This is a genomic window from Virgibacillus proomii (genome assembly GCF_900162615.1).
In the GTDB taxonomy this organism is placed as follows: domain Bacteria; phylum Bacillota; class Bacilli; order Bacillales; family Amphibacillaceae; genus Virgibacillus; species Virgibacillus proomii.
On sequence record NZ_FUFN01000010.1, the window covers coordinates 498,383 to 524,454 of the forward strand.

The 26,072-nt window shown below is 35.9% G+C and carries 20 protein-coding genes, 1 tRNA gene, 1 pseudogene and 1 riboswitch; of the genes and pseudogenes, 12 read left to right on the forward strand and 10 right to left on the reverse strand.

Annotated elements, in window-relative coordinates; all coding sequences use genetic code 11:
• Positions 1–35 precede the first annotated feature (35 nt).
• Positions 36–700, forward strand: a pseudogene (locus BN1066_RS10265) (peptide ABC transporter permease).
• Positions 701–724: 24 nt separating this feature from the next.
• Here the strand turns inward: BN1066_RS10265 and BN1066_RS21245 are convergent.
• Positions 725–964 (reverse strand): helix-turn-helix domain-containing protein, encoded by a 240-nt coding sequence (locus BN1066_RS21245; RefSeq protein WP_077319349.1) that lies wholly within the window; start codon positions 962–964, stop codon positions 725–727.
• 14 nt (positions 965–978) lie between these two features.
• Positions 979–1,422 (reverse strand): Crp/Fnr family transcriptional regulator, encoded by a 444-nt coding sequence (locus BN1066_RS10275; protein WP_077319350.1) that lies wholly within the window; start codon positions 1,420–1,422, stop codon positions 979–981.
• Positions 1,423–1,879: 457 nt separating this feature from the next.
• On the opposite strand from BN1066_RS10275, the gene BN1066_RS10280 reads away from it, so the two are divergent.
• The 4 genes from BN1066_RS10280 (at position 1,880) to BN1066_RS10295 (ending at position 7,104) form a co-directional block, all read left to right on the forward strand.
• Positions 1,880–2,575 (forward strand): response regulator transcription factor, encoded by a 696-nt coding sequence (locus BN1066_RS10280; protein ID WP_077319351.1) that lies wholly within the window; start codon positions 1,880–1,882, stop codon positions 2,573–2,575.
• Positions 2,568–3,662, forward strand: a complete 1,095-nt coding sequence (locus tag BN1066_RS10285; protein ID WP_077319352.1) for a sensor histidine kinase — start codon at positions 2,568–2,570, stop codon at positions 3,660–3,662. The genes BN1066_RS10280 and BN1066_RS10285 overlap by 8 nt, the downstream gene beginning before the upstream one ends.
• Before the next feature lie 478 nt (positions 3,663–4,140).
• Complete coding sequence (locus tag BN1066_RS10290) at positions 4,141–4,989, forward strand: M15 family metallopeptidase (RefSeq protein ID WP_077319353.1); 849 nt, start codon at positions 4,141–4,143, stop codon at positions 4,987–4,989.
• 246 nt (positions 4,990–5,235) lie between these two features.
• Positions 5,236–7,104, forward strand: coding sequence for a thermonuclease family protein (locus BN1066_RS10295; protein ID WP_077319354.1), 1,869 nt, complete (start codon positions 5,236–5,238; stop codon positions 7,102–7,104).
• Between the two features lie 347 nt (positions 7,105–7,451).
• Here BN1066_RS10295 and nadA read toward each other — a convergent pair whose 3' ends face one another.
• The 3 genes from nadA to nadB form a co-directional block, all read right to left on the reverse strand.
• A complete protein-coding gene (gene nadA / locus BN1066_RS10300; RefSeq protein WP_077319355.1) occupies positions 7,452–8,558 on the reverse strand; it encodes a quinolinate synthase NadA in 1,107 nt (368 codons plus the stop codon).
• Between the two features lie 166 nt (positions 8,559–8,724).
• A complete protein-coding gene (gene nadC / locus BN1066_RS10305; RefSeq protein ID WP_077321440.1) occupies positions 8,725–9,558 on the reverse strand; it encodes a carboxylating nicotinate-nucleotide diphosphorylase in 834 nt (277 codons plus the stop codon).
• Entirely contained in the window at positions 9,527–11,113 is a 1,587-nt protein-coding gene (gene nadB / locus BN1066_RS10310; protein WP_245799765.1) for an L-aspartate oxidase, read from the reverse strand. The genes nadC and nadB overlap by 32 nt, the downstream gene beginning before the upstream one ends.
• A gap of 259 nt (positions 11,114–11,372) precedes the next feature.
• Here nadB and BN1066_RS10315 point away from each other — a divergent pair, with 259 nt between their 5' ends.
• Both BN1066_RS10315 and BN1066_RS10320 read left to right on the forward strand, forming a co-directional pair.
• Entirely contained in the window at positions 11,373–12,506 is a 1,134-nt protein-coding gene (locus BN1066_RS10315) for an IscS subfamily cysteine desulfurase (protein ID WP_077319356.1), read from the forward strand.
• Between the two features lie 6 nt (positions 12,507–12,512).
• Entirely contained in the window at positions 12,513–13,055 is a 543-nt protein-coding gene (locus BN1066_RS10320; RefSeq protein WP_077319357.1) for a transcription repressor NadR, read from the forward strand.
• A 203-nt stretch (positions 13,056–13,258) separates the two neighbouring features.
• Here BN1066_RS10320 and BN1066_RS10325 read toward each other — a convergent pair.
• Positions 13,259–13,330: transfer RNA gene (locus BN1066_RS10325), tRNA-Ala, on the reverse strand.
• Positions 13,331–13,866: 536 nt separating this feature from the next.
• Between BN1066_RS10325 and BN1066_RS10330 the strand changes: the two genes are divergently transcribed.
• From BN1066_RS10330 to panF, 3 genes are all read left to right on the forward strand, one after another.
• On the forward strand, positions 13,867–15,360 hold the full coding sequence (locus BN1066_RS10330; RefSeq protein ID WP_077319358.1) for a peptide MFS transporter: 1,494 nt from the start codon (positions 13,867–13,869) through the stop codon (positions 15,358–15,360).
• A 545-nt stretch (positions 15,361–15,905) separates the two neighbouring features.
• On the forward strand, positions 15,906–16,169 hold the full coding sequence (locus BN1066_RS10335; protein WP_077319359.1) for a YhdT family protein: 264 nt from the start codon (positions 15,906–15,908) through the stop codon (positions 16,167–16,169).
• The gene (panF, locus tag BN1066_RS10340) at positions 16,166–17,605 is read left to right on the forward strand and encodes a sodium/pantothenate symporter (protein WP_077319360.1); all 1,440 of its coding nucleotides are present in this window, start codon (positions 16,166–16,168) and stop codon (positions 17,603–17,605) included. Before BN1066_RS10335 ends, panF begins: the two co-directional genes overlap by 4 nt.
• A 152-nt stretch (positions 17,606–17,757) precedes the next feature.
• Here the strand turns inward: panF and BN1066_RS10345 are convergent, their stop codons facing one another.
• From BN1066_RS10345 to BN1066_RS10360, 4 genes are all read right to left on the reverse strand, one after another.
• Positions 17,758–19,740: an acetoacetate--CoA ligase gene (locus tag BN1066_RS10345; protein WP_077319361.1), complete on the reverse strand. Its 1,983-nt coding sequence runs from the start codon at positions 19,738–19,740 to the stop codon at positions 17,758–17,760.
• 274 nt (positions 19,741–20,014) lie between these two features.
• A complete protein-coding gene (add, locus tag BN1066_RS10350; protein ID WP_077319362.1) occupies positions 20,015–21,007 on the reverse strand; it encodes an adenosine deaminase in 993 nt (330 codons plus the stop codon).
• 67 nt (positions 21,008–21,074) lie between these two features.
• A riboswitch (purine riboswitch) is annotated at positions 21,075–21,172 on the reverse strand.
• 340 nt (positions 21,173–21,512) lie between these two features.
• Entirely contained in the window at positions 21,513–21,965 is a 453-nt protein-coding gene (locus tag BN1066_RS10355; RefSeq protein WP_077319363.1) for a YueI family protein, read from the reverse strand.
• Positions 21,966–22,765: 800 nt separating this feature from the next.
• Entirely contained in the window at positions 22,766–22,933 is a 168-nt protein-coding gene (locus tag BN1066_RS10360; RefSeq protein ID WP_077319364.1) for a YfhD family protein, read from the reverse strand.
• A 606-nt stretch (positions 22,934–23,539) separates the two neighbouring features.
• On the opposite strand from BN1066_RS10360, the gene BN1066_RS10365 reads away from it, so the two are divergent.
• On the forward strand, positions 23,540–23,794 hold the full coding sequence (locus BN1066_RS10365; RefSeq protein WP_077319365.1) for a hypothetical protein: 255 nt from the start codon (positions 23,540–23,542) through the stop codon (positions 23,792–23,794).
• A 3-nt stretch (positions 23,795–23,797) separates the two neighbouring features.
• A complete protein-coding gene (locus BN1066_RS10370; RefSeq protein WP_077319366.1) occupies positions 23,798–25,150 on the forward strand; it encodes a tripartite tricarboxylate transporter permease in 1,353 nt (450 codons plus the stop codon).
• The last annotated feature ends 922 nt before the right edge of the window (positions 25,151–26,072 follow it).

Consider the following 26,072-nt stretch of genomic DNA (forward strand, 5'->3'; position numbering starts at 1 on the left):
GCGTTAGCAACAAAGTTTTAATTATAGTGGGAGCTATGTTCTTATTATTATTTTTACTTGGGTATTTTTTGCCGGTTGGAATAGATAAGGTCAGCGATGTGACATACGATATGTTTTTCTTTAGCTCCTATACCGTTGCTACAGAGTTTGGGTTCATGTTATTTTCATTTGTTGTAGCTTTCTTTATTAATAGAGAATATTCAAACAAAAACATTCTCTTTTACAAATTAATAGGGGAAAACATCTACTCCTTCTTTTATAAAAAGATAGCTGTTTTATTTATAGAATGTTTTGCATTTATAGCACTTGGTATATTGATTATATCATTGATTTATCATAATTTTTCTCATTTTACATTACTATTATTTTTATTTTCTGCGGTTATATTACAATATATTTTAATTATTGGGACGATTAGTATGTTATGTCCGAGTATATTGATTAGTATAGGTGTAAGTATCATTTATTGGATCACTTCTGTTATTTTAGTAGCTGTAAGCACGAAAGTATTTGGCTTTATAGCTCCTTTTGAAGCGGGTAACACCATGTACTCACGAATAGATAGAGTGCTGCAATCGGATATATGATACTTGACAGTAGTGATGTTTTATCTATTATTTTCTATTTAATCTCCATCATTATCATCAATGTAATCATTCTTAGCTTTTCTAAAAAGCGATGGATCAAAATGGCGATTTAAGCCTGCTTCTCGTTGAAGCAGCTTTTATGTAAGTTCACAAAAATGGAGAGGACAATGTTCGCAATGAATAAATTTTCTTAGAAAGGCTATATTTTTGACTATAATATATTGATCTGCTTTATCATATGAAATAACATTCTCTTTTTTTAACTGGTTTATACTTCGAGAAATAAACTCACGTGTTGTCCCACAAATTTGACTTAATTCTTCGTGAGAAAGTTTTATCAAAATTTTATAACCCATATCTACTTGACGACTATACATGTTTACTAAGCGAATTAATGTTGAATATAGTGCTCCTTTTTTTCCGAATAAAGTAAATCTCTTATGATTAGATTCTTTTTATTCACTTGGTTGTAAACATATGTCAGCCAATTGGCTTTTAAGTTCGTATTTTTATCTAATGCATTAGTGAAAACGCTTTCCCTAAGTTTCACTAACTGGCAATCTGTTTTAGCCAATGCATAGTATTGATAATTGATATATTCGTAATCGGATATATCTAGTAAAAAGAAATTACCGGGTTTTATGATTTTAATGATCAATTCCTTTCCGTTCAAGGCTGACTGTTTAACAAACATAAAGCCATCTATGACTGCATAGATGTAGGATTGTTTTTCCGTGTCCATATTGATTATCTGACCTTTTTTACAAGAACAAAAGCAGCCTTTCTTAGAAACAAAATTAAATATTTCGTCATTTGTAATTTTGCTTATGCCCATTTTATAAATCCCCCTATATAATAGTATATTATACTCTTTTTGGTAAAAAAGTCATTATATGGTATTTGGATCTATAGGTTTAATGGCATATACACCAAGTTAAATAAAAATTAAGTTTAGCCAATATAAGATTGATTTTTTTAAAACAAAACAGGCATTACTTTGAAACATTTCGATATTCAAAGCTTATTCGAGTTTGCCATTTTTATCTGCTATTGTACTACTTGTAGTAAATTTGCTTGCTAGATAAATGAGTTTAGTCTATTTTTAAGTATGCTTCAGTCTATGGTCTTTGAGCATTAGCCTGGAAAACTGCTTTTGTGCCGTCGACATTATGTCCAAATTCACCTACTTTTAGCAAGTGCGTTTAAAAACAAGTTGGATAAAGCATTGTAAACTTCAGGCTGACTATTGTATGATCATAAATAAGATAGCTAACTAATATGGAGTGGAAAAAATGAGAAAAATGACAATTTTAGTAACGGATGATGATCAAGAGATTGCCGATCTTATTTCGATTCATTTAGAAAAAGAAGGCTATGATGTATTTAAGGCAGCAGATGGAGAAGAAGCGTGGCAGCTCATTCAAACAAAACCAGTTCATTTGGTGATTTTAGATATTATGATGCCTAAGCTAGATGGTTATGAAGTAACAAAACGGATTAGAGAAAAGTATCAAATGCCGATTATCTTTTTAAGTGCGAAAACTTCGGATTTTGATAAGGTGAAAGGATTAGTAATCGGTGCAGATGATTATATGACAAAGCCATTTACGCCAATTGAATTAATTGCTCGTGTTAATGCACAATTGAGGCGGTTTATGGTGTTAAATGGAGCGAAAGAGGAACAAGAGCATGTTTTAGAATTTGGCGGACTTCGTATCCATCCAGAACAGCGCAGTGTAACATTGTATGAAGAACCAGTAGATTTAACACCGAAGGAATTCGACATATTGTATCTATTGGCTAGCAACCCAAAAAAGGTGTTTAATGTGGAGACAATTTTTCGCCACGTATGGGGTGATTTGTATTATGAAGGTGCAAATACAGTGATGGTACATATCCGGACGTTAAGAAAAAAATTAAAAGAGGATCAAAGAAAAGATAAGTGGATTAAAACGATATGGGGAGTGGGGTATAGCTTTTATGGATAAAATGATAAAAAGCTTTCGGTTTAAAATGGTCATGCTGTTTGGCTTAAGTATGTTGTATGCGGGTATGATTACGTATATTAGCTTTTTAGGTCTCCGCTTCTATTATCAAAACTATGTGAAATTTGATGATCCGCTTGCCTGGATTCGTGGCAGGATAGCCTCTATAGGTGATTTTAATTTTTTCATGCTTTTGTTCATCCCACTATCGATTCTTTTTTTCTTTCTATTAACGAAGCGTTACTCTGTGTACTTTAAGGAAATTTCCAATGGCATTCATCAACTAGCTAATGGGAATTTTAAACATTATGTACAAATTGATACAAAGGACGAATTCCATAGTATTGCAGAGGATATTAATATAGCCATGCAAAAACTACAAACAGCGATTCAACGTGGGGACTTTGCGGAGAGCAGTAAAGACCAGTTAGTCGTTAATTTAGCTCATGATTTAAGAACTCCGTTAACTTCGGTACTTGGTTATTTGGATTTGGTATTGAAAAATGATGATTTGACGGAGGAAGAGAAGCATCATTACTTGTCCATATCCTATAAGAAATCGGAGCGCTTAGAGTTATTAATTAATGAATTATTTGATATTACCAAAATGAATTATGGAATGCTCCAATTAAATAAAACTGAAATTAACCTTGGTGATTTACTTCAGCAATTAAATGAAGAATTTTACCCTGTTTTGAAAAAGAACCATCTACAAACTCGTTTGGATGTACAATCAGAATTAATTGTATATGCAGATGGGGAACAGCTCGCTCGAGTATTTGAGAACCTTTTTACCAATGCTATCCGTTATGGTTACGATGGTCAATTTATTGATATCAAGGCTTATGTTGATTCAAAAACGATTGTAGTGCAAATTGTAAATTATGGTGATTGTATACCGAAGGAAGTTATACCGCATATTTTTGATATGTTTTATAAAACCGATTCGTCAAGAAAATATCAAGCAGGAAGTACGGGTTTAGGCTTATTTATAGCCAAAAATATTGTTGAACAGCATGGAGGAACGATTACTGTTGATAGCACAGTGATACGTACCATATTTGAAGTACGGTTACCAAAAAATGAATAGAAGAGGATGCTCAAAGTGACACATTGAATGTCATTGTACGTTAGAATGGAAAAAATTCCAACACTGATGGTAAGACGATGTAGTGGAAATTTTCACCTCCCATGTAAGAGGCCTTATGATCTCTACTTTTCAACATCTTCTATTTTCTTGATGACGTTGCAAGAAGAAAAGGCTTCCAAATACCCGATTCGTTTGGGTAGACAGGGCTAGAGAAAAGACTGCTTGAATAGGCATCGCGGTTTTTCAAGGACAGACAAGCTACGGCAGCAATACAACGCGGTTTTTTAAGAGCGCCCAAGATTTTAGCGTTTGTTCTACTTCTATTAGTAGTGAATTAATTAAAACCTTTCACTAAATGAAGTTTCATTCTATCCGGTCTGGCTCTTTTGAATATGCAGTTTAAGAAAAATTTAAAGTTTAATCTAGCAAATTTTTAAGTTTTTTTCTTTATCATTATAGATGAAAGGAGAAAAACGATATGAAAATAAGTAGATTTATATGTTTAACAATAATTATTATAGTTATCGCAATCCTATGGTTTGATGAATCAAACGCACCAACTACTTTAAATCAAGAACAATGGGATAATGGTGAAGAAACTATTAAATTAACTATTCATCCAGAAGATGTACATAAAGGAAACTTAGTGTTAGTAAATCAAGAATACGGTATTAAAGAAAATAATGTAAAAAACGATTTAATTAATTTATTTGAAAATCAGGATTTAATAGCTGATTATGGATTATTAGATAAAAATATTCAGTTATCTAAGGAAGTGATGGTTCACTTTAATGCCATGGTAGAAGCTGCTAAGAAAGATGGAGCAACCGACTTTTTAATTAGCAGTGGGTATCGTGGTTTTAAGCAACAAAAAAAGCTATATCAAGAGATGGGAAAAGAATTTGCACTACCAGCAGGCTTTAGTGAACATCAATTAGGTATATCACTTGATGTAGGTTCATCAGAGGGGAAAATGGAAAAAACAGATGAAGGAAAATGGATTGCCGAAAATGCTTGGAACTACGGTTTTATCTTACGCTATCCAAAAGATAAAACAGCAATTACTGGTATTGAATACGAACCGTGGCATATTCGTTATGTAGGTAAACCGCATAGTAAGATTATGCATGATAAAGATTATGTATTAGAGGAGTATTTAGCATTTTTAAAAGATAAAAAGAATGTTGAGGTTCTAGTGGATGGAATAAAATATAACATAAGTTATTATCCGATTATGAAGCCAAAGTCAGTGATCGTACCTACTGATTATGGATATGAAATTTCCGGTGATAACTTTAATGGTGTAATCGTTACTATTCATAAGTAGATCTTATCTAATCCATCTGTATTTTTCTGAAAATTACAATAAAAATTAAGTGGTTATTCAGGAACATTATCAAGTCAACAAATAATCATGCAGCTTAACTCGACTTCATCTTTTTTATCATACAAACGAAGTAATAAAAGTTTACAATAATTTAATAAAGGATTTGTAGATAGATATCCTCTGATATGCCATAGTAATAGTATAGTAATTTCATTTGATTTAAATCATATGGGATGGAGGGTATTCATGCGGAAACATGTAAGGAGTAAAGTAGTTTTTATATGGTTCATTGTTGCTTTGATTTTTTTACATTTTACCATGGTACTAAATGAAACTGCTGCTAAAAACAAACAAAGAGACGAACTATTTATCTCGGAATATATTGAGGGAAGTTCCTTTAACAAGGCCATTGAAATATATAATGGTACGGGGGCAAGCGTTAACTTGGATAAGTACCAATTAGCACTATACAGTAACGGGAAACCAGAGCCCTCGCAATCAGAACGTCTTTCAGGTATTTTACATGATGGTGAAGTCCTTGTAATTAGTCACAGCCAGGCTAGTAATGCGATACAGCAAGTGGCAGACATTACTTCGAACATTGTAAATTTTAATGGGAATGATGCGATCGTTTTAGAAAAAGACGGACAAGTAATGGATGCAGTTGGCACTATTGGCGATGATAGTGATTTTACTAAGGATATCACACTCGTCAGGAATGCAAACATTATGGTGCCTTCTCAAAACTTTGAAATAACGGAATGGACAACGTATGGAAAGGATACGTTTATTTATTTAGGCAGCCATACGATAGGCGGAGAGGAACCGACTGACCCTGAGCCTAATCCAAAACTAGAAAGTTATTCTATTGGAGAAGCAAGGCAATTAAGTGATGGTAAAGAAGTTGTTGTTGAAGGAATAGTGACGGTAAATTCAGAAGCAATTAGTAATGGCAACCAGTTTTCTACATATATTCAGGATGAGACGGGCGGAATGAATCTGTTTCTGTTTGCCCAAGGTGAAATACCAGAGCTTGAAAAAGGCGATTATGTCAAGGTAACTGGTAAGCTAGCTTCTTATAAAGGATTAAAAAAGATGGTTCCGACATCCATTGATATTTTAGCTAAAGACAAATCAATGCCAGAAGTACAGCAAATTACTTTAAAGGATTTGCAAAATAAAGAGATCGCTGAATCGTATGAAGGAGAGCTGATAAGGGTAAACGGCTTCATTGCTTCGATTCCTGACTCACCTGTGGGTGGTGGTTACAATATTCCTTTTATGGATAAGGATTATCATTCAACTTTATTGCGCATTATGGAAAATTCGTTAACTATTACTCGGGTAAAAGAAAAGCAATGGTATGATGTAACCGCAATTGTTAGTCAATACGATGATTATCAGCTTATTCCTACTGAACAGGAAGATATACAAGTTGCCGAGGAGCAGCCGGAGCCTCCCTCCGCTGCAGGCGAATATAAAACAACGGTTAATAAAATCACAGATGGAGATACAATTCGTATTTCAGATCCAGTGCTTGGCAGTGATCGGGTTCGTTTTGTAAATATGGATACGCCAGAAACATACCCGGCAAAAAATAAAGATCTAAATCGAGAGGAAATCAACGGAAACCAGAAGTTACATGGTGATGCAGCTACAGATCATATTCAAACGCTCATCCAACCAGGAGATGAAGTAATTATAAAAGTTGGTGATCAACCAATGGACGATTATGGACGTTTACTTGCAGAGGTTATTACGACAGATGGAAAAAATGTTAATTTGGAAATGGTACGTGACGGCTATGCAGTTTCTTATTTTATTGCGCCCATAGATGAAGAAGCCTATCCAAAATATCAGCAAGCAGTGAAAGAAGCGAAAGATAAAGGACTTGGCATTTGGAATGCAGATAATCTATTAATGGAATTGCCCTTTGCTTTCCGGGCAAATGATGATCAAAAAGGCTTTTTACGATATGTTGGTAACTCCGATACAAAAGAATATGTGATTCCAGATAACTGGGCTGAAGTACCAGTGGAAAAGCGTGTGTTTTTCTCCAGTCCGAAAGAAGCAGAATCATATGGCTACACACCAGTGTGTGTGCAGGACGAGTGATATTGTTAAAACAGATGCGGAGGTCGTATTTGCAAAAGAAGCCAGTGTTACTTTATTAAGTATTGATGCGATACTCTCTATATTAGAAAAAATAGTACAAAATAAAAAGAGCTCCTTTTTATGAAGGAGCTCTTTTCTACAGCAAATGTCGTACTCGAAGTTGGGAGAGATTGCACCAAAGTCGAGACAGAGCGCCCTAAACTCGAGAGAGAATGGACCAAGGTCGAAATAGAACGACGCATGTTCGGGAGAGCATAAAACAGAACAGCATAAAGTGAGAAATTGAACCAAAGTTGTATCAGCTCAGGAAAAGTCCGAATAAGCTTATTCTATTGCTAAAAATAATTTCATGCCCTTTCTAGCATGCGATCAAGTGCAATACGAGCGTTAGCAGCAATGTCCTCCGGAACAATAATCTGATTATTCGGTGTTCCCTCCATAATGGATTCCAAAGACCAGAGGAGATGTGGCAAATCAATACGATTCATTGTTAAGCATGGGCACATATAGGGATTTAACGAGATAATTTCCTTATCCGGATGGTTGTTGATTAAACGTTGGACCAGATTCATTTCCGTTCCGATTGCCCAAGCTGTCCCCGGTTCTGTCTGTTCAATCGTTTCAATAATATATTTGGTACTACCATTATAATCTGAAGCATCAACGACTTCTTTTTTACATTCCGGATGCACAATAATTTTCATATTTGGATACTGTTTTCGAACATACTCAATATTGTTTAACGTAAAATTTTCATGTACGGAGCAATGACCTTTCCATAAAATTACTTTTATTTTATCCGGGTTACCGGAAAAAAGAAGTTCATCGTGAATCGGATCCCAAACAGCCATTTCCGTTAAATGAATGCCAATATCTGCTGCAGTATTTCTTCCTAAATGTTGATCAGGTAAAAATAGAATTCGTTCTTTTTGAGTAAATGCCCATTTAATCATGGTGTGTGCATTGGAAGATGTTACAGTTGCACCGCCATTTTTCCCGACAAATGACTTAATTGCAGCTGTAGAATTAACATACGTCAATGGTAAGATAGTATCGCCAAATTGCTGGGTTAGCTTTTCCCACGCTCGTTTCGTTTGATAAATATCTGCCATATCAGCCATCGAACAACCTGCTCTCATATCGGGCAATAAAACAATTTGTTCGTCGGTCGTTAAGATATCAGCAGTTTCTGCCATGAAATGGACACCACAAAAAACGATATAGGTTGCAGCTGAATTTTTTTCAGATACTTGTGCCAACTGAAGTGAATCTCCAACTGCATCAGCAAATTGAATAACCTCATCTTTTTGATAATGGTGACCGGGAATAAACAAGCTAGTTCCTAACTGATTTTTAATTTGCCTTATGTTATATTCCATTTCCTGTTTAGATAAATGAAGGTATTTTTTCGGAATAGTAGTAGAGCTTTGAGTCAACTGCTTTAGTAAATGCATTTTGATAGAACTCCTTTCTAATTTAGATCATGCCCAGCCCTTTTAACCTATGAAGAAGGTATAAAATTTTCGTTACGTATTTATAAGGGACAACAAGAGATGATTTAAGACAGAATAAAAATTTACTGTTCTTATCTGTCTTATGCAAAAAAACTCACAAGGAATACTATATGTGGACTGTTGCACTTATATCTAAAGACGGTGCCGAATGGGTTAAATAGCCTAATGAAATATAATCTACACCACTAGCAGCATAAGCTGGTATTTGACTTAGCTCAATTCCTCCTGATGCTTCCGTAATAATCGAGGAAGGTACTTGATTAATCCAAGACGTAATTGTTGTTGGTGAACAATTATCGAACATAATAATATCTACTTTATTCGCTATCGCCTCTCTTAATTGTTCTTCTGTTTCCACTTCTATTTCTATTTTAACGGTGTGTCCAAGTTGAGCTCTTAAAGTTTCTACGGCATTCGTTATCGATTTGGCAAACAAAATATGATTATCCTTTAACATTACTGTGTCATAAAGTCCATATCGATGATTGTAGCCGCCGCCACAGCGAACAGCGTGTTTTTCTAACATTCGTAAGCCTGGAGTAGTTTTTCGGGTATCGCAAATCTTAGTATTTGTACCTTGGACTAATTTCACTGCTTGAGAAGTTACTGTAGCGATCCCGCTCATTCGTTGAATTAGATTTAAAATAACTCTTTCTGCCTGTAGTAAATCCACCATAGGTCCAGTTATCACAGCGATTTCGTCACCTGTCACTAACCGATCTCCATTGTTATGTTGTATGTTTATTTGCATCATTGAGTTTAATAAAGTAAAACCATGTTGAATGATTTCTTCTCCGCAAAAAACTCCTGGGGCTTTAGCTGTTAGCTGCATGTTTCCTTGTTTGTTTCTAGCAAATAGATGTTGGGCGGTAATATCACCGTTTCCTATATCTTCTAAAAAGAATTGCTCAAGCAGGGCTCTTAGTTTTAGAGTATTGATCATAGGTAATCTCCATCCTATCATTTGTTTGAAAATGAATAATTCTTTTTTGCAGCCAGTGTTCATCTTTATCGAGAAAATCGGAACGAATATGGCCTCCTCTGCTTTCTGTACGTAATAAAGCAGATTCTGTTATCAAGCGTGCGACAATCCACATATAATAGGTTTGAATCAAAGGCTGATCACAGCTTTCTATTTGTCTAAAGGGGTCGATCCCCCAAGACTCTAACCATGATAATTGAGTAGCTAATTCGTTATGATTGCGAATAATCCCAACTGACCGCAACATAGATGTTTGTAGTTCTTGAATTGTAAAAGGAAGTTGAATAAGTGCTTGTCTCTTTGGGAGAACAGGGGTAAAGTCCATCCCGCTTCGGTTCATACCATTTACTAGCAGATAAGTTCCCAAGCGTTTACCATATACGAGTCCTTCCAGCAATGAATTACTCGCTAAACGATTTGCACCGTGAACTCCACTAGCAGCTACTTCGCCAATTGCATAAAGTCCTTGTACAGATGAAGCTCCCCATTTATCAATAACAATACCTCCCATCATAAAATGAGCTCCTGGTGAGACAGGGAGTTTTCCAGCATTTAAATCGATATAATGATCTAAACACATCGTGCTGATCGTTGGGAATCTAATTGTGAAATCTTTAACATTAGTAATATCTAAATACACTCTATTACCAGCTGTTAATTGGTTTAACAGTTCATATGCGACGATATGCCTTGGTGCTAAATCTTTTAATGGATGTACATGTTGCATAATTCTTTCATTATGTTCATTAACTAGTACCGCACCTGCACCTCTAACTGCTTCAGATACAAGACCAATTGCTTTTCCATTTATCGTTAGCAGAGTAGGGTGAAATTGAAAAAATTCTAAATCGGTAATTTTTGCACCTGCGCGGTAAGCTAAAGCTATCCCATCTCCTGCAATCGTTGAATCATTTGATGTGTTTGGATAGAGCCCACCAGCTCCACCTGTTGCTAACACAGTATGTGGTGCTAGATAAGTTATACAGTTACCAGCTTGGTTTTTTGTTTTTACTCCAATACAGCAGCCTGCTTTATTTAGCACAAGGTCGATAACCATCTCCTCTTGAATCCAAGTAATATTAGGGGATAACATTAATTTTTTCATGAAAAATTCAATCAAATATTTTCCTGTTTGATCCCCGCCGCAATGCAATATTCGGGCTTCACTATGGGCGCCTTCAAGGCCTAACGCCAGTTCTCCGTCTGCTTGAAAATCAAATGGTGCCCCAGCCTCGATTAGTTCCTTGATGACTTGTTTTCCTTCATTTACTAATTCAAGTACAGCTGATGCTTCACCATGCCCTTCACCAGCCATTATTGTATCGTGGAAATGGAGGTAAGGATCATCCTTTATGGATACAGCTGCTGCAATCCCTCCTTGTGCCCGATAAGAATTGCTATTCGTTATTCGGCTTTTTGTAATAATGAATACCTTTAATTGTTTGCTAAGTTCATAGGCTAACTGTAATCCGGCTATGCCACTGCCAACAATGATAACATCTACTTTATTCAATTTAATTCCTCCTGTTAAATTACAGGTGTCTTGACACATATCATTACATATTATTAAGATAAATACAAGTGTTAAATGACGTTTTATAAAGATGCTCAAAAATTTCATCATACGTTAAAAAGTGCAACATTTTAGCATAAAGATGCGAATGGAATTTTTAATGACCAATGTACAAGTACACTAGGCAAGCTTTGTTTTACTTCAAAGAAAAACGCACGGATGAAGTTCACTTTATAGAAAACGAAAGGGAGAGGTTGCGTTGAAATATTTTGATTATGCTGCGACGACGCCTATAGATCCAGAAGTATTGGAAGTTTATCAAACGGTAGCTTCCACTTATTGGGGAAACCCAAGCAGTTTGCATCATATCGGCAGTCAAGCTAAGGAATTGTTAGAAAATAGTCGTATGGCATTAGCTAAATTGTTACATGTTCCAGCTAGAGGAATTTATTTTACATCCGGAGGGACAGAAGCTAACCAGCTTGCGATTACATCACTTGCTTTTAGCCAATCTCACCGTGGGAAGCATATTATTACGTCAATGGCTGAACATTCTTCTGTGTTTTCTGCGTTAGGGTATTTAAAAGGATTTGGTTTTGAAATAACCCATATACCTTACCTAGCAAATGGGCAATTAGATTTTTTAGCATTAGAGAGGGCGATACGCAGTGATACCATCTTGGTTACAATTAGTCATGTTAATGGAGAAATTGGCTCTATTCAACCATTAGCGAAGATTAGTGCACGTCTTAAACAACGGCAAATCATGTTTCATACGGATTGTGTACAGTCATTTGGCAAAATTGATTTAAAGCCACTATTTTCGCTAGTGGATAGCTTTTCTATATCTGCTCATAAGATTTATGGACCAAAGGGAGTAGGGGCCATATTTATTAATCCGAATTACGCGGTTAAAGGAATATTTCCTTTCGAAACGCATGAACATGGATTAAGGGGTGGAACCGTTAATACTCCAGGTATTGCAGCTTTTGCAGGAGCAGCGTTAAAAAACACAGAAACTGACTGGGGTCATGTCAACGCTTTAAGGAAATTGTTTTTAGATAACTTAGAAAAAGAATTGAAAAGTAAATACAGAATATTGGAATCGCCACAACAGCAAATTCCACATATTATTGGTCTTGCGTTTCACGGATATGAGGGACAATTAATTATGCTAGAATGTAATAGAAAAGGGTTCTGTATTTCAACAGGAAGTGCTTGTGGTCAAGCATTGTCGATTTCAGGTAGAACGATGATAGCGATGGGGTATTCAGAAGATGAGCAAAAAGAATTTGTACGCATTTCTTTTGGGAAAGATACAAAGAAAGAAGATGTTATTCAACTTGTTCAAGTGTTAAAAAATAGTATACAGGATAGAAGTAATGGATGGTGAGCAGAATTGAGTGAAACGAGAAAGGTTCTTGGTGAGGAGCGAAGAACACTAATCTTAAACATGCTGAAAAAATCGGATAAACCTATAACAGGCAGTGAGCTTGCCGGAACAACAAATGTGAGTCGACAAGTTATTGTTAATGATGTAACGCTTTTAAAAGCACGAGGGGAATCCATCATTGCTACTAGTCAAGGCTATATGTATTTAGTAGAATCTGGTAATGGATCAATTGAAAGGACGATTGCCTGTCAACATAGCCCTGAACAAGTAGAGGAAGAATTAAATCTTCTGGTTGACCATGGTATCACAGTGAAAGATGTTAAAATAGAACATAGTGTTTATGGAGATTTAACTGCATCTATTATGGTATCTAACCGTAAAGAGGTAGAACAATTTGTTAACAAAATTATGACTACCGGAGCATCCTATCTTTCAGAACTTACTGGGGGTGTCCACTTACACACGCTTATTGCTAAAGATGAAGAGCAGATAGAAGAAGCTGAACAAGCTTTAAGCAAAGCGGGGTTTTTAATCGAAACAAATGATTAAGGCTGAAATGAATTATCTGATAGGCGTAATTTAAAAAGTCGTTTTTGTTAAACTGCTTTTCGTTATGCATTTCAAAACGACGTAATTTTTTGCTGTAGCTACTAATAAACAAGAAACCTTCTTAGGAAACGTATACGGTGTTTCCCAAAAAGGTTTCTTTGGCCCACATGGTGAGCGGTACTTGTGCAGATTGTTATTATGAGTGGAGGTGATGGGGATTGAACCCACGACCCCTTGCATGCCATGCAAGTGCTCTCCCGCTGAGCTACACCCCCATAACAGACTTACTAACGAAAAAATCCAAGCGTGAGTGATCTCTTTCGTTAGAGTGTGTTTTACACACAAATTGTATTATAAATAACTCTATAACTTTTTTCAAGTGTTTTGATAGAATAAAACAAAACTTTGTAAATTAAAGCAGAAAAATTATAAAAATATTTATTAATTGATCCCGGATGTAAGGCTCCGTATTTTTCTCATTTTAAAACTGTGCTAATGATTTTGCGAACAAGATGAGAAAAACGGTTCCTAAATCCCCGATTCGTTCAACTAACATTTCTTGGGAAAGGCATTTCAAGAAATGAAGTTTCACTTATGTAATAAATGGATTGGAAAGAATATGTATATTTTTATGAATGAAGCTTCAAAACTCTAGTATTTAATAACTTTAATGGTGTCTGATTTCTAATCTTGTCATATGAATGTAAAAAAAATCTATTTTATGACTCTTGACGTATGACCTCTGGAGGAGTAATATTAATTTGTCGAAAAATATAATTATCAGTAAATTCTGAAGGAGTTTTCACTCATTATGTCAAGTATTAGTAAAGAAGAAATCGTGCAAAGTGTCCCGCAAAAGGGCTTTGTGGGTCATCCTAAAGGACTCTTTACCTTATTCTTCACGGAATTTTGGGAACGTTTTTCGTATTATGGCATGCGTGCGATCTTACTTTATTACATGTATACGGAGTTGTCCAGCGGCGGTTTAGGTATCGCAGATAGTACTGCCAATTCAATTATGGCAATTTATGGATCACTAGTATATATGTCGGGAATTATTGGTGGTTGGATCGCTGACCGTTTACTAGGAACGCAAAAGACCGTTTTTTATGGCGGTTTGTTAATCATGGTCGGTCATATAGTTTTAGCATTACCAGCAGGTATATCTGGCTTATTTGTTTCCATGTTTTTAATTGTTATGGGTACAGGACTCTTGAAGCCAAATGTATCTAGTGTAGTCGGTGATCTATACAGACTATCTGATGCAAGACGTGACTCTGGTTTTAGTATTTTTTATATGGGGATTAATATGGGAGCGTTCATTGCGCCTTTCATTGTAGGTACCTTAGGGCAAAAATACAATTATCATTTAGGCTTTGGTGTCGCAGCAGTAGGGATGTTAGTAGGCTTGATTGTGTTTATGGTAACTAAAAAACAATATCTTGGACTTGCGGGTACTTATGTGCCAAATCCGCTCGGGAAAGAGGAAAAGAAAAAAGTTTTTGCACGAATTGTAATAGGTATTGTGGCTATTATTGTTCTAGGAGCTATAACTATTAATAACGGAATCTTAACAATTAATCGTTTTACTTATCTGGTAAGTATTTTGGGAATTCTAATACCAACCATTTATTTTATTGTCATGTACCGCAGTCCGAAAACGAATGCAGATGAAAAATCAAGACTTATAGCGTATATTCCCCTATTTATCGCAGCTATTATGTTTTGGGCTATACAAGAACAAGGCTCCATCATATTAGCGAGGTATGCAGATAAACGGACGGACCTTGATTTTCTTGGTATTGAATTGCAATCATCATGGTTTCAATCATTAAATCCAATCTTTATTGTGGCATTAGCCCCAGTTTTTGCAGGATTGTGGATAAAATTAGGTGAGAGACAACCATCCACGTCAAAGAAATTTTCTCTTGGATTATTTTTTGCAGGGCTATCCTTTCTTGTTATGATTTTTCCTGCTGTACTAAATGGAACAGAAAGTTTGGTAAGTCCGATCTGGCTAGTGCTCAGCTTTTTCCTAGTGGTAATTGGTGAACTTTGTTTATCTCCTGTTGGCTTATCGGCAACTACAAAGCTTGCTCCAACAGCATTTTCAGCTCAAACGATGAGTCTTTGGTTTTTAACAAATGCTTCTGCTCAAGCAATTAATGCACAAATTGTAAAGCTGTATAAACCTACCACCGAAATTATTTATTTTGGAGTTATTGGTAGCTTATCGATTCTTTTGGGAGTTATTTTATTTTTAGTCTCACCAAAGATCCAGCGATATATGAAGGGAATACGTTAGAATAACGATAAAAACCGACGATGCTTTTACAGGTTGTCGGTTTTTATTCTTATTTAGGAAATTATATCCGTTTTCACATGATGAATATCTTTTTTATAAGTAGCTTTGTCTAACTAAATGCGCGCTAGAATTCATTAGCAAACTTTGCTCTACTTCCTGCGATAAGTCAACATCGGTTCGAATCTAAAGGAAGGGCGATTATGCCGCTCAGCCGTCGGCATACCCCTGTTTCAGTGGTATGTTTCTTTTATCCCGATCTAAGGTGTTGTATTTTTCTCATTTCAAGTGTAATAACTTGATGATATTGTAAGAGAAACGGCTCCTAATGCCCGATTGGTTTAAAGCCTTTAGGTCATACCCTTGCGATACTAACATGCAAGGAAAAAACACACCTTCCAATGGACGCTCACTTTATCTCGTTAGAAGTTCTGCGGTTTGCAGGTAGCTAACTGATTGCTTCTAGCTTTTGTTCTTTTCAAATAGATTGAATTACGGTATAGTTTTGTTAAAACTTAAATAAATATTTACAAAAACGAGGTGAGTATGTGAAGCAGCAACATTTAAAAATTGCAAATCGTGAAGCGCTGATTGGTGTTGGCTTAGTCATTTTTAATTTTATCTGGTGGTTTGCATTTGCTTATGGTCTAGGAAGTAAAGATCCCGATGAATATACATATATTTTAGGCTTGCCCGATTGGTTTTTCTATAGCTGTGTGCTAGGGTTTATTGTTATGGCAGTGCTCGTTACTATAATTGTGAAAAAGTTTTTTGTCGCTATTCCATTTGATGAGGAGAAGAAAAAAGAATGAACTGGGAGTCACTAGTACCATTAATTATTATTCTAGTTATTATCTTTGGGGTCGGAATCTGGGCAGGTGGTTATTTAAGGACATCCACTGATTTTGTCGAGGATTATTTTTTAGGTGGCAGAAGCCTTGGGGGATTTGTACTGGCAATGACAATGACTGCTACGTATGGAAGTGCTAGTAGTTTTATTGGCGGACCTGGTACAGCATATAATGAAGGGCTTGGCTGGGTACTGCTTGCCATGTCGCAAGTTGCTACGGGCTATTTTGTATTAATGGTTCTAGGAAAGAAATTTGCCGTTGTTACACGAAAATATAAAGCTTTAACGATGGTTGATTTTTTAAAGGAACGGTATCAATCGAAATGGGTAGTCATTTTTTCAGCAGTAAGTATTATTATTTTTTTATTTTCTGCGATGGCAGCTCAATGGATTGGCGGCGCAAGATTAATTGAGTCATTAATGGGAATTAACTATACTTCTGCCTTATTTGTGTTCGCTATTTCTGTGTTAATTTATGTTACCGTCGGTGGTTTCCGTGCTGTAGCTTTAACCGATGCAATTCAAGGAAGTATTATGTTTATCGGCACACTCATTCTGTTAGTAGCGGTTATTATTGCTGGTGGTGGAGTGCCAACGATTATTGCGGATTTAAAAGCAATGAATCCCAATTTAATTACTCCCTATGGATCTAATGGTCAGTTAACCCCTGCTTATGTTTCTTCATTTTGGATACTGGTAGGTGTAGGAGTTGTAGCACTTCCGCAAATCGCTGTTAGAGCCATGTCTTATAAAAATTCACAATCCATGCATCGAGCCATTATTATCGGTACGATTGTCGTTGGATTTATTATGTTAAATATGCATTTAATTGGTGTTTTTGCAAAGCCAATTTTACCAGATATTGAGGTCGGTGATAGGGTAATGCCGCTTATCGCATTAGAAGTAATGCCAAATTGGCTGGCTGGAATTGTATTAGCCGCCCCAATGGCGGCAATTATGTCAACGGTAGATTCTCTATTACTATTGGTTAGTTCCACCATCGTCAAAGATGTATTTTTAAATTATGTGAAGCCTCATGCGTCGCATCAATTTATTAAACGATTAAGTTTTGGCATAACGGCATTATTAGGAGTTATTGTATTTCTTATGGCTCTAAACCCGCCAGATCTAATTATTTGGCTTAATTTGTTTGCTTTCGGTGGTTTGGAAGCGGCGTTTATTTGGCCGATTGTTCTGGGATTATATTGGAAAAAAGGGAATAAGTACGGAGCGCTTGCATCTATGTTTGTTGGAGTCGGATTATATATCCTATCAGATAGCTTTTTTCCACAACCATTTGGGCTTCATTCCGTTGTCCTGCCAGTAGTCGTTTCGTTTATTGTTTATGTATTCGTTAGCATAATTACCGATAAACAGGTTGCAAGGCTAGAAGGATAAAAATAGTATTGAAATGGAAAAACATGAAAAAAGCGATCCATAGAGGCATCGCTTTTTTCATGTTTTTCTATATAAAATAGTTATCGGATTGTTTATGTGGACATATTCCAAACAGTGCAACTCCGTCTCAATAATACGCATGTTTGTGAGCTTTAAACTTTCATTTTTTCTGCAAATTGGTAGAACGCATCTAACGCTTCAGCATTATGCAGTGATCCTTTATTTACGACTTGTTCCATCGGTTTTCCCATTAAAATTTTTTTTACAGGTATCTCTAATTTTTTCCCGTTTAATGTCTTTGGAAGATCAGGCACTTGATAAATGCCTGTAGGAACATGCCGTGGTGAGCAATGGTTACGGATTTTCTGTTTAATGTTCTGTTTAATAGCTTCTGTTAAATGGTATCCTTCCTTCATAACGACGAATAGTGGAACAAATGACTCACCGTCAGCCCTTGGAATATCAACAATTAAGCTGTCAGCAACTTCAGCCACATGGTCGACTGCGCGATAAATTTCACTTGTGCCAATCCGTATCCCTCCACGATTAATGGTTGCATCTGAACGCCCATAAATAACACATGTATTGCGTTTCGTAATTTTTAGGTAATCGCCATGACGCCATATTCCAGGGAACATATCAAAATAACTGTTGTTTAATTGAGAGCCATCTGGATCGTTCCAAAAATAAATCGGCATGGAAGGAAACGGCTCTGTCAATACAAGCTCGCCTACCTCATCAATGACGGAATCACCATCATCATTAAAGCTTTCAATTTTTGCTCCAAGACCACGACATTGTAATTCTCCCGCAAAAACGGGTAAAATAGGTACTCCAAGAATAAAAGCAGTACATACATCCGTACCGCCACTGGCTGAGGCGATCCATAAATCACGTTTGACGTTTTCATAGCACCATTGAAACCCCTCTGGAGGAAGCGGTGAACCTGTAGAGCTAATGTTTTTTAAATAATGAAGATCATATTGTTGATAAGGCTTTAAAGTATCTTTCATACAAGACGTGATATAACTTGCACTTGTGCCAAACAATGTCATCTTTGTTTTTTCAGCTAATTTCCATAGAATATCTTTCGTCGGATAGGCGGGATTTCCGTCATATAATATAATCGTACTGCCTGTTAATAATCCTCCTACAAGGAAATTCCACATCATCCATCCTGTTGTCGTATACCAAAAAAAGCGATCTCCCTCACCTAAATCAGCATGAAAGGTTAATGCTTTTAAATGTTCCAGTAAAATTCCGCCTTGGCTTTGTACGATTGGTTTCGGCTTTCCTGTAGTACCGGAAGAAAATAATACCCATAGTGGATCATTAAATAAAACGTATTCAACATTCAATGAGAGATTTCCCGATGCCTGAAGAGCTTGATCCCAAAAAATAACAGGTTGTAAGGATGAAAAGGTTGCTTTTTGGTTTAAATATGGAATGGCAATGGTTGCTTCTAATGTTGGCAGGCTTGACTGAATCTGTGCCGCTACTGTTGTGCGATCAAATTCCTTTCCACCATACAGATAGCCATCTATAGTAAAGAATAATTTAGGCTCAATTTGCTGAAAACGGTCTATGACACTTTGCGTTCCGAAATCAGGAGAAGCACTTGACCAAATTGCTCCTAGACTAGCTGTTGCTAAAAAGGCAACAACTGCTTCGTAAATATTAGGGAGATAGGCAACGACCCGATCTCCTTTTTGGATGCCAAGTTTCTTCATCGTCTGTTGCATCGCAGCTGTATCCTGATACAGTTTCTGCCAAGAGATTTCCGAAATAGGGCGGTTTTCTGAACTGTGAATAATTGCAGGTTCATTTGACGTTCTGTTACGAAAAACATGTTCCGTGTAGTTAATCGTTGCTTCTGAAAACCACTTTGCACCTGGCATCTTATGAGAGGATAAAATCGTTTTATAGTGGTTCATTGCTTGAATATCAAAATAATCCCATATACTTTCCCAAAATCCTTCAATATCTTGAACAGACCACTCCCATAGAGAATGATAATTCTGGAAATTCATCTGTCTATGTGCAGCTAACCATTTCATGTAATGATTAATTTTCGCGGCTTGTTTGCGTTTCTCACTAGGCTCCCATAGCAATGTGCCTTCTTTAACTTGCTTCATATTCCTCCCCCTTGTTCGTAGATTTCTTCCTCCATTATATGTAACCGCTTTCGTTATGTAAAGTAAGCTTTATACTTTATAAAGACAAGGCGTGTGCTATATCTATTGTTGAAACCTCTTGCATTCTTGGATCTAGCGGATAAAATGCAATCCTCGTATAAGTTGTGAAACACTTTTCTACTCTCATTTATTTCATCTTTTTCAAATATTAAAATAAAAAAAGACTAACTTCTAAGTAATGAAAAAACTTTGTTGCTAAAACTAATTTTTTCTTTTAGTATTGTGCCAAGCACCACTCTTTAGTTTTTTGGTCGGCAAAGGATGCTTTCACACTATTTGAATATATTTCTCGGTAATCCTCTTCGCTTAGATTAAATTCTTTGTTAATTAAATGAATTTCTTTTGACAAGGTAGTATCCGATACTGTTCTGTTATCCGTACTAATGGTCACTTTTATTCCATCTTTATAAAACTTATATATCGGATGTTCAGAATAATGCTGAACAGCTTTTGTTTGGACATTACTTGTTGGACACATTTCAAGCACAACTTGTCTTTCTTTCACTATCCTATAAGCCTCAGCACATTCTTTAATAAATACTCCGTGTCCAATTCTTTCAGCGCCCAATATTTCAACAGCTTCTAAGACGTTTTTACCTATACCCGTTTCACCTGCATGAATAGTGACTCTGTAGCCATATTCTTTGGCTAATCGGATTGGTTCTGCAAATCTTTCACAAAAACCTTCTTCTTCTGATGCACATAGGTCAATTGCTACTACACCTTTACCTAGAAATTTTTTTCCCATTTCAACCACCTCAAATGCACTTTCTACAGACATTGACCTCAAGCAAGAAAGGATAATATTACCCTTTATTTCGTAACAGTTTTCTGCTTCCCTCATCCCCTCTATAACGCTTTGAATAACTTCTTCAACATCTAGTCCTTTTAATGTGTGAAGTAACGGTCCAAATCTGACCTCCAAATATTTCACATTTTCCCTTGTTGCATCCTCAAAAAGCTCAAAAGTAATTCTTTTTAAGCTCTCCTTGGTCTGCATAACCAAATTTGGAAGAGAAAATTTTTTTAAATATTCCTCAAGGGAGTCACATTCCAAAGGAGCAATCAGCTCCTTTTGCAACTCTTCCTTCTCAAAAGAGGGTAGCTGTATTCCTTCCTTTTGAGCAATATCAATAATGGTTTGAATCCTAACGCTCCCATCCAAATGGCAGTGAAGTTCAATTTTTGGAAACATAAAAAAGTTCATTTTGACCTCCAAATAAAGTTTTGATTTTTAAATAAAGAATAAAAAATTCCTGATTACAAAGAAAATACAAAACTTGTACTTTCTTCGTAATCAGGAATTTCGGTTCCTAGTAGAGACCTCCAAACCATATTTTGGAGTTATACGAAGTTTTATTGAATTCATAATCGCTTTTTTTAAGGATAATAAAAAAAGTTTAGATTGTCAATATAGTTGCCTGACACCAAGAGTCATTTTATCTATTATTAAAGTATATTGCAATAAAAATTTTATGTACCTTTTTCGTTGGATTATTTTTATGATCTGTTCTGGCATTTGCTGTCATGGCGGTGTACTTTCTCAAGTTCACTGCCATGACAGCAAATCCTAATTCGTTTTCTACTCTTTCTTTGCCACTTACAGGACATACGAGTGAAACTGGATCGTTGTTGTAAAGTTTTTATGTTTTAAGATTAAGTGAACGACAGTAACTATATTTTCTTTACTATTCAATGGATGCCACGCTTCATTAATTGAACCATTTTTTTATTTTTGAAATAAATGATGGTTGCGACTTTTCTTCAACAGGTTCTTGCTTCGTTTGTTCAGGCTCTTCTTTTATGAAAATATCCTCTTTGTCAATTGCATAATCATACGTTAACACTGCTCCAATGTCGGTGTCTTTTGCATCTTCATCCGTAATTGTAGAATGGGGAATATTATATTTGTCAGCTATTTTCTTTTCTTCTGTTAAAAATCGATAAGATACATGTCCGTTAATAATAAGTTTGGCATCAGGGTTTTCTTTCATTGCTTTTTCTAATTGTTCTAGGCCCTTGTTTGACATGACTTGACCTTTTGTTAATGCAAGTACAATTCGTTCACGAAGCGTTCCTAAAAATTGTTTTCGCTCATGATCTTTGGGAAGTCTAGTCCCATACATTCCTTCTGTGAGATAATCGTCAACATTCTTCTTGCTCATGATTTATTTCCTCACTTTGTCTTATGATAATTCTATTGTACAAAGGACTGGCATAGGAAGCAAAGAAAGTTCATTGTTTAACAAATGGTTAGATTGTTCTAAAAATATCAATAATATATAGGTATATCATCCTATAGGTGTTTGTAGTGCTGTGTTTTATATTATTAAAAGTTTTACATGTGGTCTAACCTTGACGAGATAGCAAATTTTTGTAAAAAGCACTACTTACTATAAAAAGATGTTCAAAAAGCCTGGTGATATAACCATACGCTAGATTGAATGCAATTTCGCTGATGTAAAAACAATGCACGAGTTTTTTATCCACATGGAGGTGCTGTAACCTCTATCGCTTTAATTGCTTCAATTAGATGTGAAGTTAAAACACCTAACTTCCCAGTTCGTTCAGACTGGACAGAGAAGCTCCGTTAGCAATACATCGTGATTTTTCAAGGATAAGAAAAAACTTCGACAGGTTGTGAACTTAGCCTTTGATCTCTGCTTCAAAGAAGAGCAATCCTTGAATGAAATTGCTCTTTATCCCGCATGTAAGGTGCCGTAATACTACCACATTCAAAATTATGGAGAATAAGGAGAAGTCTCAGTGGTAGAAAACGACACCTAAAGCCCGATTGGTACAAGGGCCTTTAGGTCATACCCTTGTGGTACTAACATTCCGTGTAAAAAGCGTTCCACGGAATGAAGTTTCACTTTATCACTTTAGAAGATCTGACGTTTGGGCGTTGTTACCGAGCGCTTCCAGCTTTTGTTCTTTTTAAACACGTATCACAATCATAACGTTTTTATTGTTTTCGTTTTGTACGTTTATCTGCCTGTTGGCTGCGTTTTAATGCTTCTAAATCGTCATGATCAGCAGCTTCCATTGCAAATTCAACGTCTTTACCATCTGTTTTATTTGGTGTTTGGGAAAGGAAGTTATTCTTTTTCTTTCGATGCTCATCGCGTCCCATTAGTGAATCACCTCCTTCTAGGAAGTATAAGTTAGTATGCTTCAAATTGGGTATGATTATTTATAAGAAGTTGTTCAAAAATCATTCACGCATCGAAATTCATGCTTGGCTTGGCATACGTATTTCTAACTGTATACCCTACACTATTCAAAACGATACTCCTTCGAATTTGTGTAACTTTTTTAAATGTACATTATAAAAATGGGATTTATTTAAAAGAAAATACAGGTTAGGAGGGAGAGAGTGAAGAAAATACAGCGAGGATTTATATTTGTACTATAAACAAGCATTAGAAGCTATTTTCCCTATGTTTACATAACGTAATCATAAAACTTGCTATCGTATATTACTTTAAGGAATAGGTTTGTACATTGTATAATAAGATATTATACTCCATTATTTTCATGAATAGGCTGGTTCAAAAGTTAGATAAAAAACCATATGGATTTCTTTACCTGACCAAAGGATCTTCAGTTTGTCCGTCGCTACCCGAGCGCTTCTAGCTTGTTGTTAAAGCCAGCATGCATCTAAGCGCATACACATCAGCACATCAAATGGCTTTAAACCGTTTTTGAACTCTCACACGTAAAGGGGGAAGACAAGATTATGGATAATATAAATGATGAAAAACAGCAGGGAGAGTATATTGAGGTCTGGGAGGATCTTGTACATATTAAAGACTTAGTTTTATCTATCGTTATTTGTACGGTTATAACGATGGGGGCATATTTTATCGCTCCAAATGAACCGCCAAAACCACTAGTTTTTGGTTTAATCGGTGCTGTTATTGGATTTATTATCAGCAGCATCATTATTAAGCCGAAACGAAGATTTCGTTATGTTGATGATAAGGGGGAATAACCAATGGATGTTGGTTTGATTTTCGAAATGATTATAGCTTCTGTTGCTGCTGCTGTTCTTTATACAATTATAGGCATTGCACCGGGGACGGATGAAACAGCTGTGTTAGCACCAGTAACCCTTGTATTAGTATTATCAGGGTTTGAACCGATTGTTATATTAGCATTTTTTATTTCGGCGATTGTTGCTAAAAAGCTTACGGACTCTATTCCTGTTGCGATAGCAGGGATTCCAGGGGGAGTCATGTCTGCGCCAATGGTCGAGCATGCTATGGTTCTAAAAAAGCACGGTATGCCAGAGGTGAGCATTCGGAAAATGGCATCTGGTTCTGTAGTTGGTACGATAATTGCTGTCCCAATGAGTTTATTATTGGCACATATCATCGCCCCTTTATCAGATGAAATAACAAAATATGCAAGTCAAATCTTTTTAGGTGGAGCGATTTTTCTAGCATTGATGACGAAAAATCGTTGGGTTGCTCTCTTGTCTATCTTACCGTTTGCTTTTTTAATTCAAGGATTACGGATATTTTACTGGGAGACAGGAATTGTTCCTGAGGATAAAACGGTATTCACTTCTTTCTTTTTAGGAATTACGATTGGACCGGTTATCTTAAAGTTAGTCGAGTTGCTTAATAGTAAAGTAAGACGTCAATTGCCTCGATACGGCGAAAAAGAAATTATGATGAGAAAAGCTCCAAAAATGAAAGGATTTCCAAATCCATTTAAGATTTTAGATCGTAAAGAAATTGGTACGACATCGCTATCTTCCTTTTTAGGTGTGCTCACTTTCTTCATGAGCCCGGTAGGAATGACGATTTTCCTTGGTGAGACATTAACGAGCCGCATAAAGGATCCAATTAAAAAATCTGCTCGTGCAGTGTCTAGTATGGATGGATTAACTAACGCAGCTTATATTTCGGGTACGCTCATTCCGTTAATTGCTATTGGTCTGCCATTATCGCCAACTGCAATTGGGCCAGCTGGTGCATTATTTAACGCCCCACCTGTTTTTACTGAGAATAATAATTTACACCATATACTGTCGATACCAGACTTTATTATTGCAACGGTCATTGGTTCAATAGTAGCGATTAGTATTACCTTTTACATAACGATAAAATATGCACAGCAAATTTGTGCGTTTGTTTTTCGCTTTATTCCACACGAAGCTATGCTTGGCGTGTTCTTTGGTCTTGTGATGATGTTAGCTTATATGGACGCTGGAATTGTTAATATTGCCGGCGTCATTTTGGTAGCTGTTGTAGCAGGATTTCTGCATCGTAAGGGAGTCAATTACGGTGTGCAATTTATGACCTTGTATGCTGCACCATGGCTTGTATCGTTATTTTTATAACTATCTACTACCTTTTAGAAAATAGAAACGCATATAAATTGCTCTCTGCCAGTAAACAGTGGGAATAATAAAAAATAATTAAGCGGCTTAAGCTCTATATTTCATAGGGTGAGGCCGTTTAGTTGTTATTAAAAATAAATATATTTATTTTTAATATTAAAACCAGAGGTATTGGCGCAGAGGCTAACTGGGTGTTCCTAGGTAGTTACAATCTAATTAAAAAGTTTAGGCATTTATTAACAATTATCTTATATTTATTTTAGACTTTCCTGTATATTTTTTGCGAATCTATACTATATAAGATATTTATCATGGGTTCTTCAATCGATTTGGGATCGACTGCCTACTTGTTTCTGTTAGCACTTTTTGTAATTTTTCAACTTCTTGCTATTTAGTGTTGATCCATTAACGAAAAGGTAGGATCATAGTCGATTTAGCAGATTTGGCACGATCTGCGGGAGTGATACGCAAACAGGACCAAAAAGGATATAGTCTTCCATTTTAATGCTATCTTGGCAGCGACTCCGTTAAACTATCTTCTGTCCGATACCTAATAGCGGATGGGGACTTTTCTTACAGTTGATTATAATAACATTTTTTTGAAATATTATATTTAAGGAAATGTACAAATAAATATGACATACACTTTGTTTTTCATAAAAGTAGTTCCATATTTTAGGGGCTTTTAGTATAATAAAAATAAAATGTAGGTAAATTATACTAATTTAGTAAGAATCTAAAAACAACATAGATAAATAAGTTCAGTACAGTAGAGAGATTAAATGTTGAAATTGAATTCAGAATCATTATTGGGTAGCCGTGGCTATTAGTATTTGGTTAATTGTTTTATAGACTTTTGAGTTCTGTTTCTTGGAGATTGATTTAATCATCTCCTTATGGAATTTTTTTATCGGTTTTTTTA

What these genes read in the sequence shown, in the direction of transcription:
- BN1066_RS21245 (WP_077319349.1), bottom strand. Translation starts at nt 964, where the DNA reads ATGTATAGTCGTCAAGTAGATATGGGTTATAAAATTTTGATAAAACTT.
- BN1066_RS10275 (WP_077319350.1), bottom strand. Translation starts at nt 1,422, where the DNA reads ATGGGCATAAGCAAAATTACAAATGACGAAATATTTAATTTTGTTTCT.
- BN1066_RS10280 (WP_077319351.1), top strand. Translation starts at nt 1,880, where the DNA reads ATGAGAAAAATGACAATTTTAGTAACGGATGATGATCAAGAGATTGCC.
- BN1066_RS10285 (WP_077319352.1), top strand. Translation starts at nt 2,568, where the DNA reads ATGGATAAAATGATAAAAAGCTTTCGGTTTAAAATGGTCATGCTGTTT.
- BN1066_RS10290 (WP_077319353.1), top strand. Translation starts at nt 4,141, where the DNA reads ATGAAAATAAGTAGATTTATATGTTTAACAATAATTATTATAGTTATC.
- BN1066_RS10295 (WP_077319354.1), top strand. Translation starts at nt 5,236, where the DNA reads ATGCGGAAACATGTAAGGAGTAAAGTAGTTTTTATATGGTTCATTGTT.
- nadA (WP_077319355.1), bottom strand. Translation starts at nt 8,558, where the DNA reads ATGCATTTACTAAAGCAGTTGACTCAAAGCTCTACTACTATTCCGAAA.
- BN1066_RS10330 (WP_077319358.1), top strand. Translation starts at nt 13,867, where the DNA reads ATGTCAAGTATTAGTAAAGAAGAAATCGTGCAAAGTGTCCCGCAAAAG.
- panF (WP_077319360.1), top strand. Translation starts at nt 16,166, where the DNA reads ATGAACTGGGAGTCACTAGTACCATTAATTATTATTCTAGTTATTATC.
- BN1066_RS10345 (WP_077319361.1), bottom strand. Translation starts at nt 19,740, where the DNA reads ATGAAGCAAGTTAAAGAAGGCACATTGCTATGGGAGCCTAGTGAGAAA.
- add (WP_077319362.1), bottom strand. Translation starts at nt 21,007, where the DNA reads ATGAACTTTTTTATGTTTCCAAAAATTGAACTTCACTGCCATTTGGAT.
- BN1066_RS10355 (WP_077319363.1), bottom strand. Translation starts at nt 21,965, where the DNA reads ATGAGCAAGAAGAATGTTGACGATTATCTCACAGAAGGAATGTATGGG.
- BN1066_RS10360 (WP_077319364.1), bottom strand. Translation starts at nt 22,933, where the DNA reads ATGGGACGCGATGAGCATCGAAAGAAAAAGAATAACTTCCTTTCCCAA.
- BN1066_RS10365 (WP_077319365.1), top strand. Translation starts at nt 23,540, where the DNA reads ATGGATAATATAAATGATGAAAAACAGCAGGGAGAGTATATTGAGGTC.
- BN1066_RS10370 (WP_077319366.1), top strand. Translation starts at nt 23,798, where the DNA reads ATGGATGTTGGTTTGATTTTCGAAATGATTATAGCTTCTGTTGCTGCT.